At 44.9% G+C, this 16,222-nt stretch carries 14 protein-coding genes and 1 riboswitch; of the genes, 1 reads left to right on the plus strand and 13 read right to left on the minus strand.

Annotated elements, in window-relative coordinates; all coding sequences use genetic code 11:
• Positions 1 to 41: 41 nt before the first annotated feature.
• The 6 genes from HF966_RS06355 to HF966_RS06380 form a co-directional block, all read right to left on the minus strand.
• Positions 42 to 617, minus strand: coding sequence for a uracil-DNA glycosylase family protein (locus tag HF966_RS06355; RefSeq protein WP_168677211.1), 576 nt, complete (start codon positions 615 to 617; stop codon positions 42 to 44).
• A gap of 57 nt (positions 618 to 674) precedes the next feature.
• Positions 675 to 1,412 (minus strand): 3-oxoacyl-ACP reductase, encoded by a 738-nt coding sequence (locus tag HF966_RS06360; protein WP_168677212.1) that lies wholly within the window; start codon positions 1,410 to 1,412, stop codon positions 675 to 677.
• Positions 1,412 to 1,969 (minus strand): QueT transporter family protein, encoded by a 558-nt coding sequence (locus HF966_RS06365; RefSeq protein ID WP_168677214.1) that lies wholly within the window; start codon positions 1,967 to 1,969, stop codon positions 1,412 to 1,414. The genes HF966_RS06360 and HF966_RS06365 overlap by 1 nt, the downstream gene beginning before the upstream one ends.
• Positions 1,970 to 1,975: 6 nt before the next feature.
• Positions 1,976 to 2,021: riboswitch (PreQ1 riboswitch) on the minus strand.
• A 56-nt stretch (positions 2,022 to 2,077) separates the two neighbouring features.
• A complete protein-coding gene (gene rpoD, locus HF966_RS06370) occupies positions 2,078 to 3,376 on the minus strand; it encodes an RNA polymerase sigma factor RpoD (protein ID WP_210729364.1) in 1,299 nt (432 codons plus the stop codon).
• Positions 3,377 to 3,421: 45 nt separating this feature from the next.
• Positions 3,422 to 5,287 (minus strand): DNA primase, encoded by a 1,866-nt coding sequence (dnaG, locus tag HF966_RS06375; RefSeq protein WP_168677216.1) that lies wholly within the window; start codon positions 5,285 to 5,287, stop codon positions 3,422 to 3,424.
• A gap of 172 nt (positions 5,288 to 5,459) precedes the next feature.
• On the minus strand, positions 5,460 to 8,705 hold the full coding sequence (locus HF966_RS06380) for an MMPL family transporter (protein WP_168677218.1): 3,246 nt from the start codon (positions 8,703 to 8,705) through the stop codon (positions 5,460 to 5,462).
• A 257-nt stretch (positions 8,706 to 8,962) separates the two neighbouring features.
• On the opposite strand from HF966_RS06380, the gene HF966_RS06385 reads away from it, so the two are divergent.
• Complete coding sequence (locus HF966_RS06385; protein WP_168677219.1) at positions 8,963 to 9,502, plus strand: TetR/AcrR family transcriptional regulator; 540 nt, start codon at positions 8,963 to 8,965, stop codon at positions 9,500 to 9,502.
• Positions 9,503 to 9,563: 61 nt separating this feature from the next.
• Here the strand turns inward: HF966_RS06385 and HF966_RS06390 are convergent, their stop codons facing one another.
• From HF966_RS06390 to topA, 7 genes are all read right to left on the minus strand, one after another.
• Entirely contained in the window at positions 9,564 to 10,793 is a 1,230-nt protein-coding gene (locus tag HF966_RS06390) for an MFS transporter (protein WP_168677220.1), read from the minus strand.
• A 121-nt stretch (positions 10,794 to 10,914) separates the two neighbouring features.
• Complete coding sequence (locus tag HF966_RS06395; protein WP_168677222.1) at positions 10,915 to 11,211, minus strand: PTS sugar transporter; 297 nt, start codon at positions 11,209 to 11,211, stop codon at positions 10,915 to 10,917.
• A 22-nt stretch (positions 11,212 to 11,233) separates the two neighbouring features.
• Complete coding sequence (locus HF966_RS06400; RefSeq protein WP_168677223.1) at positions 11,234 to 12,076, minus strand: PTS system mannose/fructose/sorbose family transporter subunit IID; 843 nt, start codon at positions 12,074 to 12,076, stop codon at positions 11,234 to 11,236.
• Position 12,077: 1 nt separating this feature from the next.
• On the minus strand, positions 12,078 to 12,941 hold the full coding sequence (locus HF966_RS06405; RefSeq protein WP_168677225.1) for a PTS mannose/fructose/sorbose/N-acetylgalactosamine transporter subunit IIC: 864 nt from the start codon (positions 12,939 to 12,941) through the stop codon (positions 12,078 to 12,080).
• A gap of 27 nt (positions 12,942 to 12,968) precedes the next feature.
• Complete coding sequence (locus tag HF966_RS06410) at positions 12,969 to 13,463, minus strand: PTS sugar transporter subunit IIB (protein ID WP_168677226.1); 495 nt, start codon at positions 13,461 to 13,463, stop codon at positions 12,969 to 12,971.
• Between the two features lie 15 nt (positions 13,464 to 13,478).
• Positions 13,479 to 13,913 carry a PTS sugar transporter subunit IIA gene (locus tag HF966_RS06415; RefSeq protein ID WP_168677227.1) on the minus strand — a complete coding sequence of 145 codons (435 nt, stop codon included), beginning with the start codon at positions 13,911 to 13,913 and terminating at the stop codon, positions 13,479 to 13,481.
• Between the two features lie 199 nt (positions 13,914 to 14,112).
• Positions 14,113 to 16,200: a type I DNA topoisomerase gene (gene topA, locus HF966_RS06420; RefSeq protein WP_168677229.1), complete on the minus strand. Its 2,088-nt coding sequence runs from the start codon at positions 16,198 to 16,200 to the stop codon at positions 14,113 to 14,115.
• Positions 16,201 to 16,222: the final 22 nt, after the last annotated feature.

Below are 16,222 nucleotides of genomic sequence, written 5' to 3' on the forward strand. Positions count from 1 at the left end.
TATTTTGGCAATCAAAAAGCAATCACACTTGGTGACTGCTTTTATTTTTCATCTAAAATTTGACGGACATTTTTTTGAAGTGCTGGTATCACTTCTTGTTCAAACCACGGGTTCTTTTTTAACCAAATATTGTTGCGTGGTGAAGGGTGAACAATTGGAAAATAACGTGGTAAAAATTGTTGATAGTCACGAATGGTCGCGGTAATGGTCTCACTTGGTTTGAGCTTCAAATAATAGCGTTGCGCGTAGGCGCCAATTAAGATGATTAAGGCAACGTCAGGCATTTGCGCTAATAAGCGCGCATGCCATTTTTCCGCGATGCCCGGCCGCGGTGGTTTATCGCCTGATGTTGCCTTCCCTGGAAAATAAAAATCCATCGGAATCACGCCAATTTTACCTGACTGGTAAAATGTTGCCTCATCGATCCCCAACCAATCACGTAAACGATCACCCGAAGCATCCTGCCACATGATCCCGCTTTCTTGTACTTTTTGACTCGGCGCCTGACCAATAATTAGAATTTTAGCCGTGGCTGGTGCCGAAAAAACGGGTTGCCAGCCTGCCTCAGTATAGGCAGCATTTTCTGGATCTGCCATAATTTCTTCAAAAATTGACATTTTATTTTCCCCCCATGATTAGGTTCAGTATAACACAGCCTAACCGACACGCACGACTTAATGTCCTAGGGTCCAGCCACCATCAATTGGCAAAACGGCGCCATTAATATAATCGGCTTGTGGGCTGGTCAAATAAAGCGTCAAATCTGCCACCTCTTGGGCTGTCGCCCAACGCCGTGCGGGCGTTTGGGCCGCAACTTGTTTGGCCATGGCCCCCTCACCAGCAAAATCAGCAGCGTTCATCGGCGTGGCAATCGCACCCGGTGCAATGGCATTGACATGTAAGCCTTGCGGCGCATAATCGAAAGCTAATTGTTTGGTGTAGCCAATAATGGCGTGCTTACTGGTTGTGTAGGCGGCACCACCACCACCAGCTGAGAAGCCCGCAATGGATGCCATATTAATGATGTGCCCATAACCACGGGCCAGCATGGCTGGTAGAACAGCATTACTTAAAATAAACATAGGTGTTAAATTCATATCGAGAACCCGCTGCCACTCTGCTAAATCAATGGCTAATGACGGCTGATAGTCATCAAGCACCCCGGCTGTGTTCAGTAAGATATCAAACGCAACTCGGCTGGTAAGTTCGGTGACTAAGTTAGTCAACGCATCATGCGCCTGCAAATCAATTTGATAAGTTTTTAAGCGCGGATGTACTAAGGGAATGGGTTGAAAGTCTAACGCATAGACTTCAGCACCCGCCGCTAAATATGTTTCCAGTTGCGAAAAACCGATGCCTGAAGCGGCACCGGTCATTAAAATATGCTTGTTTTGATAATCTTGGTCAATCATTATTTACTCAAATCCACAATCTTACCCAACGCGTAAATCACCACACCACCAATAATCAGTGACGCCAATTCACCCGGCACTAAACTGACATAATAAGCCAACCATTGCGCCATTAGGCCACCTTTAGCGCCGGAAGGAAAAGCCCCACTGGCACCAATATTAAAGGCAAATGTAAATTCAGCCGCTAATATCGCCATCCCTAGCGTCGAGACAACGACTGTACTGATAATAATTTTAACCAGCGCGTTAGTAACACGACGGGCCAAAAGATAAGTCACACTCGTCATAATGACCGTGCCTAATGTGCCAAAGACCCAATCAATCCAGCCAAGTGGTGAGACCAAATTAGCAATAAAAACACCAATGCCTAAGGCAATCACATAGCGCTTGTTCCAAGCTGCCAAATGATTCAAGCCTTCAGAAGCGCGAAGTTGGACTGGCCCAAAGGCAATGGGTTGAATCACAAACGTAATGGCTGCATATATCGCAGCCACAACGGCAATTAAGGTGATTTGTTGTGCCGGCCGGCCGGCCGTTGTTGTTAATTTTTTTTGCATGGTTGCAATCTCCTAGTTTTTTTAAGCGGGATGGTTGATGAACCGCTAAATAACAGCATAACACAGCCGCATTGAAAAAGCCACGCAACGCGTGGCCTGACAATTATTTTAGTTATTGCCGTCATCCATAAAGTCTTTCAATTGCTTGGAACGACTTGGGTGGCGCAACTTACGTAACGCCTTCGCCTCGATTTGGCGAATCCGTTCACGGGTCACCCCAAAGACACGACCCACTTCTTCAAGTGTGCGGGTACGGCCATCTTCCAAACCAAAACGTAAACGCAAGACGTTTTCTTCACGGTCCGTCAACGTTTCCAAAACAGATTCTAATTGATCGCGCAACATTTCATACGCCGCTGAATCTGCTGGTGAAATGGCTTCGTTATCTTCAATGAAATCACCCAAGTGTGAATCATCCTCTTCACCAATTGGTGTTTCCAGTGACACGGGTTCTTGAGCAATCTTCAAGATTTCACGGACCTTATCAGGCGTCAAATCCATTTCGGCACCAATTTCTTCAGGCAAAGGTTCACGACCCAAATCTTGCAACAATTGACGTTGGATACGAATCAACTTGTTGATTGTTTCCACCATGTGCACTGGAATACGGATTGTACGGGCTTGGTCGGCGATGGCACGTGTAATCGCTTGACGAATCCACCAAGTGGCATACGTTGAGAACTTAAAGCCCTTTGTGTAGTCAAACTTATCAACGGCCTTCATCAAGCCCATGTTACCTTCTTGAATCAAATCCAAGAATTGCATCCCACGACCAACGTAACGCTTGGCAATTGAGACCACCAAACGCAAGTTAGCTTCCGCCAATTCTTGCTTGGCTTCCACGTCACCAGCTTCAATACGCTTGGCAATGTTGATTTCTTCATCACCTTTAAGCAGGTTAACCCGGCCAATTTCTTTTAAATACATGCGCACAGGATCATTAATTTTAATCCCAGCTGGTGTATCTTCGGCTTGTTCAAGCTCTTCTTTGGATGGCTTGTTTTGCTTGGCCTTCAACACTTCTGGGGCAGGTTCGCCCTTCTCATCAACAATCGCCACACCGGCATCTTCGACTTTTTCCATCAAGCGTTCAATATTTTCGCCATCTAAATGGAATGGTTCCGCCAATCGTGCAGATAACGTCGCATAAGTGACCTCTTTGGCCGGCTTAAATTCAGCAATCAAGGCCTTAACGGCTTTATCGTATTCTGGGCTCTTAATAATGCCAGATTTCTTAGCAGCTTTTGGTTTTGATGCGCGACCGGCTGCTGCTGCTTCTTCAGGTGTTTTACCCTGCGCTAAGGCTAATAGTTCAGCTTTTTTGGCACGGCTGTTATATGAAATATTTTGTGAATCTAGGTAATCTTTGATATCTGAAATCTTACTTGAGGCTAAAATTGTTGCCATGTTTTATTTCTCCTAAGCGTGGGTGCTTACATCTGGCCAAGCCAGTTACCCCGAGTGCTGTTTTTTAATATTAATCAATTCGGTCATTAATTGCAAGAGCTTTGTATCATCATGCTGCTGTTTAGCAATGTTAATGCGTTGTTGCAACGTCTGAATACGCGCGGCAACAGGGGCTTCTTTCATGATGATTTGCAAATAATCATGAATGGCTTCTTGCTCAATCGTTAAATCACCGTACGCACGATCAACGGCCATAATGATTTGATTGAGTTCAGGTTTTTGGATAAAATCCATAAATTGTGCTAAATCAAACGGTTCTGGATGTTGGCCTTGATAGATTGCCGCCAACATCATGAGGAGCTGATAATCAGGATGCACAAAGGCAAAACCTGTTGTGGCCTTGACTTGCGATAAGACTTGCGGCGATTTAATCATCGCCATAATTAACGCCCGCTCAGCCTGTTCAACTTTGGTCAGTTTTTGGCCAATTGGCTGCTGACTTGGGGCTTCATATGCCCCAGCCATCATTGGCGGTGGCGCCATATAATCTTCAAACGCGTCTGCTGGCTTGTGTCCTTTGGCTTGTCTGGTCGTTTGCGATGGGGCTTTGGTTTGTTGCAATTGTGCTTGTAAGGCTTGTTTTGACGTGCCAAACTCATTAGCAATTTTTGTCAGCTGTAAATCTTGTTCCACTGGCGTTGCTTGTTGTAACGTCTGCATCACCTCTTGCAAAAAGGCCAGATATTGGCCCTGATTGCTAAGATTTTTACCCGTTCGCGCCGCATTGACTAAAAATTCAACCGGTGTTTGAATATTTTGCGTGAGTGCTTGTTGCAGTGCTGCCGGACCACGCTTGATTCGTACTTCATCTGGATCAAGTTGATCAGGTAAATAGACCACACCAATCTCTAGTTGCTGAGCATGGGTTTTGACCAGCGAAATGGCTCGCTTGGCTGCCGTTTGACCAGCGTCATCGCCATCATAAACAAGCAATAGCCGCTGGGCGACACGCGCCAGTTGTTGCACATGCTCTGGTGTCAATGCCGTGCCCATCGTCGCAACACCAGTGGGCGTCCCTGCCATGTCAGCCGCAATCACATCCATAAATCCTTCAAATATCAGGGCCGTTCCTGATTGGCGAATTTTGTTTTTAGCCTGATCAAAGTTATAAAGAATTTTCCCTTTTGTGAAAAAAGGACTTTCAGGACTATTCATATACTTGATCGTATTTTGACGATCTAATGCCCGGCCAGAAAAGCCGACCACTTGCCCGCGTTCTGTTTTAATCGGCCAAACCACACGCCCGGCGAAGCGATCGCGCATCACCCCATGATCATTGGTAATAAATAACTCGGAAGCTTGCAACACATCTGGCGACAAGTTCTGCTCTTTAGCATACTGCAACAGCACGTTGTCATCTGGCACAAATCCAATACCAAACTGCTTAATCACATCATGAGTCAGTTGACGTTGCTCGTGCAAATACGCCAACGCTTTTTCGCCTGAAGTTGTATTTAACAACACATGTTGATACAAACGTTGGGCCGCGGCGTGCAAATCATAAATTGCTTGCGTCGTTTGATCAATTGGCTGTACGGCATGTGCTGTGAGCTGGTGGTCAATTGGTATGTCGGCTTTTTCGGCTAATGCCAAGATGGCCTCGGGGTAGCTTAACCCCTCTTTTTCCATCACAAATGAAAAAACTGAACCCGAACGACCACAAGAGAAACAATTGAAGACCTGTTTATTTTCTTCAACAAAGAGTGAAGGATGGCGATCATCATGGAATGGGCACGAGCCATTCCATTGGCGGCCACGCTTAACGAGCTGAGTATACTCGCCGATGACATCAATAATATTCACTTTTTTACGCACTTCATCAATGAAGGCATCTGGAATTCGACCTGCCATAGCCGCCTTTCAACAACAAAAGTCGCAGACAACAGTCTGCGACATAAATTTGAACTGTATAAAAATTATACGTGCTGAGACGTGATTTGTCAAGTCAATTGAATTGCCTAAATCATTGATATCAAAGGATTTTACTTTTGCGACGTCTGGATTATGTCAACTAAATCATTTATCACTTGCGCTTGTTAACAACACGGCGCTTTTGGCCCAATGTTGATGGTGAAGTGAGTTGAATCACCGCTGGTAACACGAGCGGAATTAGAATGACCAATAAGACTAAACCAACAATGACGACTAAAGCGACCTGGATTAACGTTAGGACACCTGACGGAATCAGTGCCGCAAAAGTTCCCGCAAGGATGATTGCCGCAGAGAGTACGACAGTCCCAATCATTGCAGTAGCCTTCATGATACTGGTTCTGACATGCCCTTGAATATCCCCTTGTGCTGCCAATTCATCGCGATACTTCAGCATCAAGAAGATGGTGTAATCAACGCCAAGTGAAATTAACATAATAAAGGCAAAAAATGGCGTATTCCAAGTTAAATGATGTTGGCCTAAGAAAAGATCTGAAACCCAATAAACGAGATTCAACGCTGTATAATAAGATAAGACAAGCGTGGCCTCAATGGCCAATGATTGCCAGATTGACCGTGTCACAAATAATAATGCGAACAAAATCCCACTGAGCATTAATATGGCCGTTTTGAAGAAATCCTGCGAGGCTAAATCATTGAGATCCTTTGTCGCAGACGTTTGACCACCAATAGCGACTTGTGCATGAGCTAACTTGGTCCCAGCAAGACTCGCTAATACGACCGCATGAATATCATCAATCGTTTGCGTTGCCTGCACAGTCGTTGGGTCGCCTTTCAAATTAACCGTCAATAAGGCGATTTTTCTATTATCTGATAAATAGTTATCTAGTGCGGCTTTGAAATCTGGTCGATGAATACTAGCATTCGGCATATAAAACACCTCAGCTGATTTTGTCTTTTGTAATGCGGCAACATAACGATTAATCGCTTGTGTGCCGCCGTTCACGTCAGTTAACCCTTGGGTTGCACGTCCAAGACCACCCGACAGCGTTGACATTTGATTCGCTAATCCGCTCATACCATTAGCTAATTGCCCGTTACCATTGGCGACTTGTTGCGCCCCTTGCGTTAATGTGCCGGTATTGTCATTGACAGTATTCATCGCCGTTGCTAATTGCGTCGTCCCATCGCTAAGGTCACGCATCCCCTGCGATAGTTGTGTGATCGTTGCAGCTGAAGCAGGCAATAACGTATTGGCCATCCCCGTCAATTGGCCAATAGCTTGTTGTAACTGTGTCGTGGTGGCGTTAAGCCCTTGCATTTGGGTAGCTAACGCAGCATCTGAGTCCCCAATGGTTTGTGCAGCGGTACCAATTTTTTGTAGTTTATCCGCCACCATTTGTTGGGTTGCCTGTGCGGCTTGCTGTTGTTGGGTCATATTATCTTGAATTATCTTTTCTTGGGCTGGTGATAAAACAACCCCTGATTGTTTCATCTGCGCAATCAATGCCTGTGAATCAATTCGTGGCGCTGCTTGGTTATCTTGTAAAACAGTATTGATAGCCCTGAGTTGTGCGCCAATGTCTGAAGCAGATTGACCAATTTGGGTCAATTGCATGCCCGCACCATTATTTTGTGTATTGCCAACTGTGTGCACGCGTGCGTTGAGTTCGGCAATCGCTTGATTCAGCGCTGGCAAGGCCATGACAAGTTGGTTAACGGCGGCAGCTTGATTCGCGCCAGCACCTAATTGTTGATGCAACTGATTGACATTAGCAGTTATCTGGCTGATACCCTTTTGTAAAGTCGCCGCACCGGCTGCAACCTGTTGTGAACCGGCACCCAAAGCATTAACCGATGCCACACTATCCCCCATATTGGCTTGGTCAACTTTTGACTTCGCTGCATTTAGCCCGGATTGGATAGTTGTTAAACCTTGACTAGTGTCACCAAGACCGGTCGTCACATCAGCTAATTGATTTTTGACGTACAATGCCTTCAGCGGCGAACCGGTTGGTTGGGTCACTGACATCACCTGATCGACACGAGCTATCGTTTTTAAATTTTGCGTGACTTGATCAATCACCTGTAGACTATTAGAATTATCCAACGATTGATGCGCTTTGATATAAATCGTCGTGGGAGATGCGATGCCTTTTGAAAAGTGCTGCTGAATGGTAAGATAGCCCCGCTTTGCTGGAATCTGATCACTCACTTCGACTGCACTATCATAATTCAAGTCACCATGCTGTTGAATGGCCACTGGCACGACCAAAAGCAACAACGTGCCGACGGCAATGAGTGGTCTAGCAATCGCCGTTTTGGCAAAAAACTGCCACAGGCGGCTTTCACGCTCGCCAGAAAACTTTTTCACAGGCCAAAACATAGCATATCCAAACGTTGTCATCAACCACGGATTTAACGTCAATAGCACCAAAAGCAGTACTGCGATACCAATGGCAATCCCGAAGGCAGATTTATAAAGGTAAAAATCAGCAAAGTAAAGGGTTCCCATACCAATTAGGACAGATACACCAGCAAAAATGATGGTCCGACCACCTACTCGAAGTGCCGACCGTGAAGCCTGCCATTTATCAAGTCCTTGTGTTAAGCCTTGTCTGAATTCATTAAATAATAAGATATTATAATCTGTTCCAATACCAAAAAGCACAATAATGATAAAAGGTTCCGTCAAATCAGAATAAGATAACCCCAAATATTTCACCATATTATAGACCAGGCTAATCCCAATCACTGCTGAAATGCCAACGGTCGCAAGCGACAGAATGGGTGTAATTGGTGACTTAAAGACAAAAATTAAGACCACGAAAATGAAAATAACCGCTATCACTTCTGTTTTTGCCACGCCCGTCGCTGTGGCATCAGTGAAAGCTTGATCCAAAATATCACTCCCTGTCACCGCAGATGACACCCCTTTGGTTTGTGCTAGACGAGACAAATCCCGAGTCATTTTTTGAATCTGAGTTGATTTCACCGTTAATTGAACCAGCCGCGTTGTCTGGTCTTTTGACACCAATTGCGCTTTTTCATCCGAGCCGTCAGCAGCATCGATCACGCGGACAATGTGGTGTTGACTTGCCTGTTGCTTGATGTGGCGCACTGTCTGATCAATGGCTTGATTTTGCTGTGTTGTCAAAGGCTTTTTGCCATTGCTATACACAATAACCACTGTTTTAGCCCCTTTTTCATTGGCATGGAATTGACTGGCTATTTGCTTGGCCTGCGCACTTTGGTAGGTAGCCGGGACTTGATCATTTTGTTTCAGTTGGTCATCACTTGGTATCAAAAAAACAGCAAGTGCTGTAATAACGAACCAAAAAAAGAACCAGAGATGATATTTATTTTTTACAAATGACATTTATTTACTTCCTGTTTTAAACTAATTCATGTGATGACAGTAAATTTTATAACCGGTCGGCCAATCATCTGCTACCTTAAGCCATCTGTGACGAAGATCTTGAAACCAACATTGCATTATTTTCATGAATACTTGCCCCTTTACATCTTGGTTTTCATGTATTATAAATAATTCAGCACTTCAAATGAAGTATAAAACCACAGAAAGTGTCCATTAATGAACACTTTGTTGCAAACTGCCTACTAACGGAGTACCTCATGCCAACTGATCGCCGGACCACTCGCACACAAAACACTTTGAAATCTGCCCTTTACCAACTACTCCAGACCCATGATCTTGGCGCAATCACCGTCAAATCCCTCGTCGCGGTGGCGAATACCTCGCGAAGTACGTTTTATTTACATTTTGATGATATCCAAGACCTTTATCACCACTGTGTTGCTGATATCGTCGATGGGTTATTTGAACGCTTTGAAACCACCTATCCAAACAATGGGAAGGCCTCTTTTACAATCCTCACAACACAACTCACGGATTATATCGACACGCAGCGACATGCAATGAAAACACTGGAACACGTTAATGGCACTAATTTTATCGCGCAAATTAAACCACGATTTATTCAAAAAGTACTCACATTTGAGCAACGTGACGCAGCAAATGTCACAGATTATTACACCGTGGTTTTTTCAGTCACCGGTATTATCGGAGTTCTAGTGGATTGGCTAAACGCGCCAGAACCAGCACCAAAAGCAACGATTGCACATCTCTTGATGACTTATATTGACGCAATCTAATGTGATGAGTTCAACACAAAAAGCCGATTCGCTGCTTGCGAATCGGCTTTTTATCATCAATTTACGACGCATATTTTATAAAAATCACACCACCAATAACAAAAAAGATGACCAGTGCGCCAGCGCCGAATTGCACATGCCCAGTTATCGCGGCCACCCCACCGAAAACAATCGGCCCAAGCACGGCGGAAAAACGGCCAAAAATATTATAGAACCCAAAGAATTCCCCGGCAAATGCCTTTGGAATGATTTGCCCAAAGTAAGCACGGCTAATGGCTTGAATGCCACCTTGAGCACTACCAATCAACAAAGCCATCAGCCAAAATCCCCATGAGGTCGTAATCAACACGGCCATGATTGAAATGCCACTATAAATTAAAATACCGACTCGAATCATCTGACTGGCGCCAAACCGGCGCGTTAACCGACCAAAGATAATAGCCGATGGAAAAGCCACCAACTGAACAAAAAGTAAAATCGTCAGCAATTCAGTCATCTTGATCCCCAAAGCCGTCGCAAACAACGAAGCTTCAGTAATGATGGTGTTGACCCCATCAATATAAAAAAAATACGCCAGTAAAAAACCAACGACTTTTGGATATTGTTTGATATGACCAAAAGTCGTCTGTAATCTTTTAAAAGCCTGCCGAATGGGATGTTTTGGAATCTGTAAATAGTATTTTTGCGCCACGTGACGCCACATTGGTATGGAAAAAATGCCCCACCAAACGGCCGCCAAAATAAAAGCAAATACCACACTTGCTTGGCCAGAAAAAAATACACGGCCGCTATAAAAAAGGATGAACGGGATGACGCCACCGACATACCCTAAGCCAAAGCCCCAACTCGACACGCTAGCCATTCGTTCAGCCGGTGCCACATCTGTGAGAAAGGCGTCATAATAAATGTTGGCCACACTGTAATTAATATTAGCCAAAACAAACAAGCCCAGTAATCCCCAAAATGATGTGTTCGGTACAGCGGCTAACAACGCTGTGCCCAGCACCCCCAGAGCTGTTGACACCAACCAAGCTCGTTTTTTCCAGCCACGAAAATCAGCTAACGCGCCCAGTAATGGGGCCAAAAGGGCAACAATCATTGTGGCAAACGCATTCGCATAGGACCAATACGCCGTGGTTTCTGCCGTTGTGATGCCTACCCGCTGTCCCACATTAGCTAGCCAAAGTGGCAACACAGCAGTAACCACAATCAAGCTAAAACTCGAATTCGCCCAATCATAGCTTATCCACCCCCACTCTGCAGCGGAGAACTGTCTTTTTAGTTTTAACATACCTCACCTCAGTTTCCACCATAACAAAATGATGTGGTGAGGTTGTTTAGATTGTGTCAAAATCGCGTAAACAGACATCTAAAAACCAGCAGGCTGCTTCATGCCTGCTGGTTTTTAATCGCTATTTGACACCTGTCGGCTGTGTCTCTCGTTCATAACGTAGCACAACGCGCTGCAAATTCTTTTTACCATGGTAAATGCCATAACCAATGACCAAAATCATCAGAACACCTATCATGGTCAATGCAATCCCAGCACCAAATAACCAAATGCTTTGTTGGCGGAAGAAATACAACATCAGCACACCAATGCCAACTACCATGGAAAACATGGATTGCCAACGTTGCAGATTATACAACATGTGGCGTTGAAAACTGATTTCATTTTGATATCCTGCGATCAGCGTTTGTTGTGTCATACGTCCCTCCATCTCGCTTCTTTTAATAGGTCAAACCTGGGTTAAAGAAGCCAACCAAAACACCAGCTAAGGCGACAACCACCAAAATCAGCATCACGCGGATTGGTGAAATATTCTTTTTGGCCATCAACGACCAGCATAAGACGATAAATGCCGCCGTCAAAAGCCCAGGATAAACGGCATCCAGCTTATCTTGCAAGACAAGATAGGCTTTCCCAGATGAGTTCGTCAGCTTAAATGAGGTTTTTACCGTGACCCAAGTCGCCGCCACGCCACCAACCACCATGCCACCAACTGTACCGATCGCCTTACGAATGGCTTTACCTTGGGCACCAACGAGAATTCCTACCGCTTTGTCCCCTAGTTCATAGCCTTTAAAGTAGGCAAAGCGCATCCCGAAGTATCCGAGTAGGTTCCAAACAATGATATAAAAGATTGCCCCTAACGGTGAACCACCATCAGACATCCCCAGCGCAATACCCAAAATAACAGGGATCAGTGTCCCCACGACTAGGGAATCTCCAATACCAGCGATGGGTCCCATCAATCCTGCACGCAAGCCATTAATTGTGGAATCATCCACGCCACCATCATTGGCTCGCGCCTCTTCTAAACTCGCCGTAATACCGACAATAATTGAACCGAGTTGTGGTTCAGTATTAAAGAAGGCGGTATAGGTTTTCATCGCCTTTTCTTGGTCTGCTTTATTATCATAAAGTTCTTCCACAATAGGTAACATGGAGGTCAAGTAACCAAAGGTCTGCATGTGTTCCTGCGAGAAAGCAGTCAAATGACCATAAAACCAGTGATGGAAGGACTTGTTTAATGTCTTGCGAGAAATGGTCTTCTTTGTTGTATTCTCCATTTTAAATATCCTCATCTTCCTCATCATCAGTTACGCTGCCACCACCCGAACTCGCCGGTGCTGGTTGGCGATTAGCACTAATGGCCATATCCAACTTGTATGAAATCATCGCAAAGATTAGCGAAACAACCGTCACAGAAACAAGGTTCAACTTCAATGATGCCGCGAATGTGAAGCCGACAAAGAACGGAATAAAATCAACGGGTGAATCAACAATTTGCTTGAGCAAAATCGCAATTCCGACACAGGGTAGCAAAGCACCGACTGTGAACAACGTCTTCATTGGAATGCCATCCATTGGCAAAGCTGTCTTCAAAGCTTGCACAGCATTCGCCCCAAAATGTGTCATCAAAACCGTTGGCAAAAATGAGAAAATTAAATGTGAAATCCAAGGATAGCCCCAATCCACGGCATATAACTTGTGGAAGTCACCCTTTTCAACAGCGCGCCAACCCATGTGCTGCCAGACAAGGTTCATGGTTGCGGTACCGTAGAAGAGCACCGTGCCCACAGTCCCAACCAAAGTTCCCATTGACTTAGCTAAATCAGCAGCGTTAGCTGATGTGGCTGCCAAGCCTTGTGAATGAATAGCCACCATGGCCAGCGGAATACCGATATATGATACAGCACGCACGTCCGCGGAAACCGTACCACCCGGTGTGACCAGCGCGATGTAAACCAACTGCATGGCAACACCGGCGGCGATACCCATCTTCAAATCACCCAAAACTAAACCACAGACCAAACCACCAACCAGCGGCCGACCCAGTGTGTAATTACCAATTGTTGACCCTGCCATACCTGGCATCGATGACAAACTGGCAAAAACCCCTAAAATGCATGCTTGTATCCAACTAATTGTCATATTCTCAATCCCCTTAAGATAGATGGCTTACAGATTAAACTTTCCCTTGAAATCATCCCAATAGCCAATTGAAACATCTGGCAACAATTGGAACTTCACGCGATAGCCTTGCTTTTGAATCGCTTCAAAGGCTTGTGCTTCATCTGGTGTGATTGATTGGTTATTGCCTAATTTCACAGCCTCAGGTCGATCATTGGCGGGGCCAATAATAACTTGCTTAATGTCACTTGGCACAAACCCGTCATCCACCAGAATCGTTTTCATATCTTGTGGTGTTTTAGTGATAAGAAAGTATTGGCGTTCGGATTCAAGCACCTGTTGCGCCTTTTCCTTGAAGTGTGCCAATGTCCAGACAAAAGTTTTCTTTTCTGAAGCGCTCTTGAACGCGTCTTTTAGAATTGGGTTGTTCGCCGCAGCATCATTAACTGCAATCAAGCCGTCACATGGATACTCTTTTGCCCAGCGTGTCACGGTTTGCCCATGAATAATACGATCATCTACACGTACAAATGAAATTGTCATAATATCTTGTTCCTTTCAAATTTCGTCATCATCATCGGCCGAATCAACCGTTAATTCAAAGGGTTTAACTGCCGAGGCGGCTTCACTCAACACCGCTGGTACAAACTCATCTGGCGATAAACTATCCTTTAGAATTGCCGCGTTGAGTGCCATAGGGAAATTCATCCCACCCAAAACAATTGTTTGTGACAGTCGGCCTTGCGCATGCAAGACATCAATGATGGTAGTTAACGGACTGCCGCCGATGATATCACCCAAAACCACCAACTTAGCATCCGGTTCAAGTGAGGCCAAAAGCGTTTCAAAACGTGCGCCGAGTTGTGCTGTGTCTTCGTCTGCCTGTAACCCAATCGCTCGGACAGTGGTGATGTTGTCCCCAACAAACATGCCTAAAGCATCCTTTAGCCCGTCAGCAAATTGGCCGTGGCTTACCAAAATGAGATAGTTCATCTGTTCTCCTCTTACTTTCATACACCAAAATGTAATCTTTCACAGTTTTAATGTAAGCGCTTCCAAAACCTATCTCATATTCTACCCCTATGTTTCATAAAATTCAACAGTATTATAAAAGAAATTTTATGCGGTGCTCATTTTTTAAAGCATACAAAAACACACCCGTGAATTCACAGGTGTGTTGCGCCGTTTTTTATTATTTCTCTGCGGTTTGAACCGTTTCTTTTGGTGTCGTCCCGTCAGGTAATGTTTTTTCTGTTGGCTTATCCCAAGTGACGAAATCACAGTCCGGGTAGCGTGAACAACCATAAAACGTCCGTTGCTTTTTTGTTTTGCGCTCGACAACTTGTCCCTTGTGACATTTCGGACATGGTAAGCCGATTTCTTTAATAATTGTTTGCGTATTGCGGCAATCTGGGAAGCGTGCACAGGCGTAAAATTTCCCATAGCGGCCCATTTTAACAATCATCGGTGCACCACACATCTCGCAGTCCATGCCCGCGAGTTCGTCATGCATAATAACCTTTTCAAGCGTTGCTTCCGCATTTTCAACTTCCTTTGAAAATGGTTTGAAAAAGGAATCAATCACTGGCACCCAGTTTTTATCCCCCGTTTCGACCTCGTCTAACTCATGCTCAACACGCGCAGTGAATTGGGTATCTGTCACATCTGGGAAATTCTCAACGACAATTTTTTGCACGATGTCACCCAGTTCAGTCGGCACAAATTTTCGTGCATCGATCCGAACATAATTCCGGCGTTGAATCGTCTCTAATGTGGGCGCATAGGTTGACGGCCGCCCGACACCGTTTTCTTCGAGCGCTTTAATTAACGCAGCTTCCGTGTATCTGGCTGGTGGTAAAGTAAAATGCTGTTCGGGATTGATATTGGCGAGTTGTACCTGGTCTCCCACCGACAAAGCAGGTAAGGCATTATCTTTCTCTTTCGCCGCAGGATACGCTTTAGTAAACCCTTGAAATTTTGTTTTTGACCCATTAGCTCTGAAAATCACGCCATTTTGCGTCAATGTCACCGCCATTGTATCCAATACTTCAGGTGTCATCTGACTTGCCACAAAGCGCGACCAAATTAAACGATATAATTTCAGTTGATCTGGTGAGAGTTTATCCTTAATGCTTTCTGGCGTCCGTAAAACATCGGTTGGTCGAATGGCCTCATGCGCATCTTGGGCGCCTTCTGGCAGATCGCTTTTTAGTGGCTGATGACGGGAATATTCCGGACCCCAAGTATCTTGAATATATTGTGCAGTAGCATTTTTGGCCACATTTGAAATTCGCGTGGAATCTGTTCGCATATAGGTGATTAACCCGACTTGCCCAATCCCGCGACCTAAATTAATGCCTTCATACAACTGCTGCGCCGTCATCATTGTTTTTCGCGTACGAAAGTTCAACTGCGTATTGGCGGTTTGTTGCATGGTTGATGTGGTAAATGGCAGTTGTGGGTTACGCTTTCGTTCCTTGGCATCTACCGTAACCACTTCGAAGTCTGCGGTGCGATCCAAGCGTTGCATGACAGCTTGAACGCTCGCCTGATCGGGTAACTTTTGTTTTTGATCATCAAAGCCGTAGAAATTGGCTTTGAATTTTGACCGAATTTTTTTAAATTCTGAATCGAGTGTCCAGTATTCTTCTGGTTCAAACGCTTGAATTTCTTGCTCACGGGCAATAATTAAGCCCAACGCCACGGACTGGACTCGCCCAGCTGACAGACCGCGCTTCACCGTTTTCCACAAAATTGGTGAAATTGAATACCCCACCAAGCGGTCCAAAATACGCCGTGCTTGCTGTGCATCAACCAAATCCTGATTAATTATACGGGGTGTTTTAAACGCATTTTTAATGGTGTCTTTGGTAATTTCATTAAACACCACGCGGTTTGGTTGTGTGTCATCTAAGTCTAAAATATGTTGCAAATGCCAGGCAATGGCTTCACCTTCGCGATCCGGATCGCTTGCCAAATAGACTTTTTTGGCAGCCTTGGCTTCTTTCCGAAGCCCTTTAATGACATCACCCTTACCCCGAATATTAATATATTTTGGTGCGTAGTCATTTGACACATCGACACCAAGGGTTGACTTTGGTAAGTCTCTGACATGACCAAGGCTGGCAATGACTTTATAGGTACTCCCCAAGTATTTTTCGATGGTTTTGGCCTTAGATGGACTTTCAACAATCACCAAGTTTTTCTTCGTCTTGGTCGTCTTGCGCTTTGCTGGCTTTTTTGTTGTTTTTGTTACTGCTTTTTTTGCTGTTTCTACCATATGATATGCCTACCAATCACTT

It is taken from the genome of Leuconostoc holzapfelii, from assembly GCF_012396485.1.
Lineage (GTDB): Bacteria > Bacillota > Bacilli > Lactobacillales > Lactobacillaceae > Leuconostoc > Leuconostoc holzapfelii.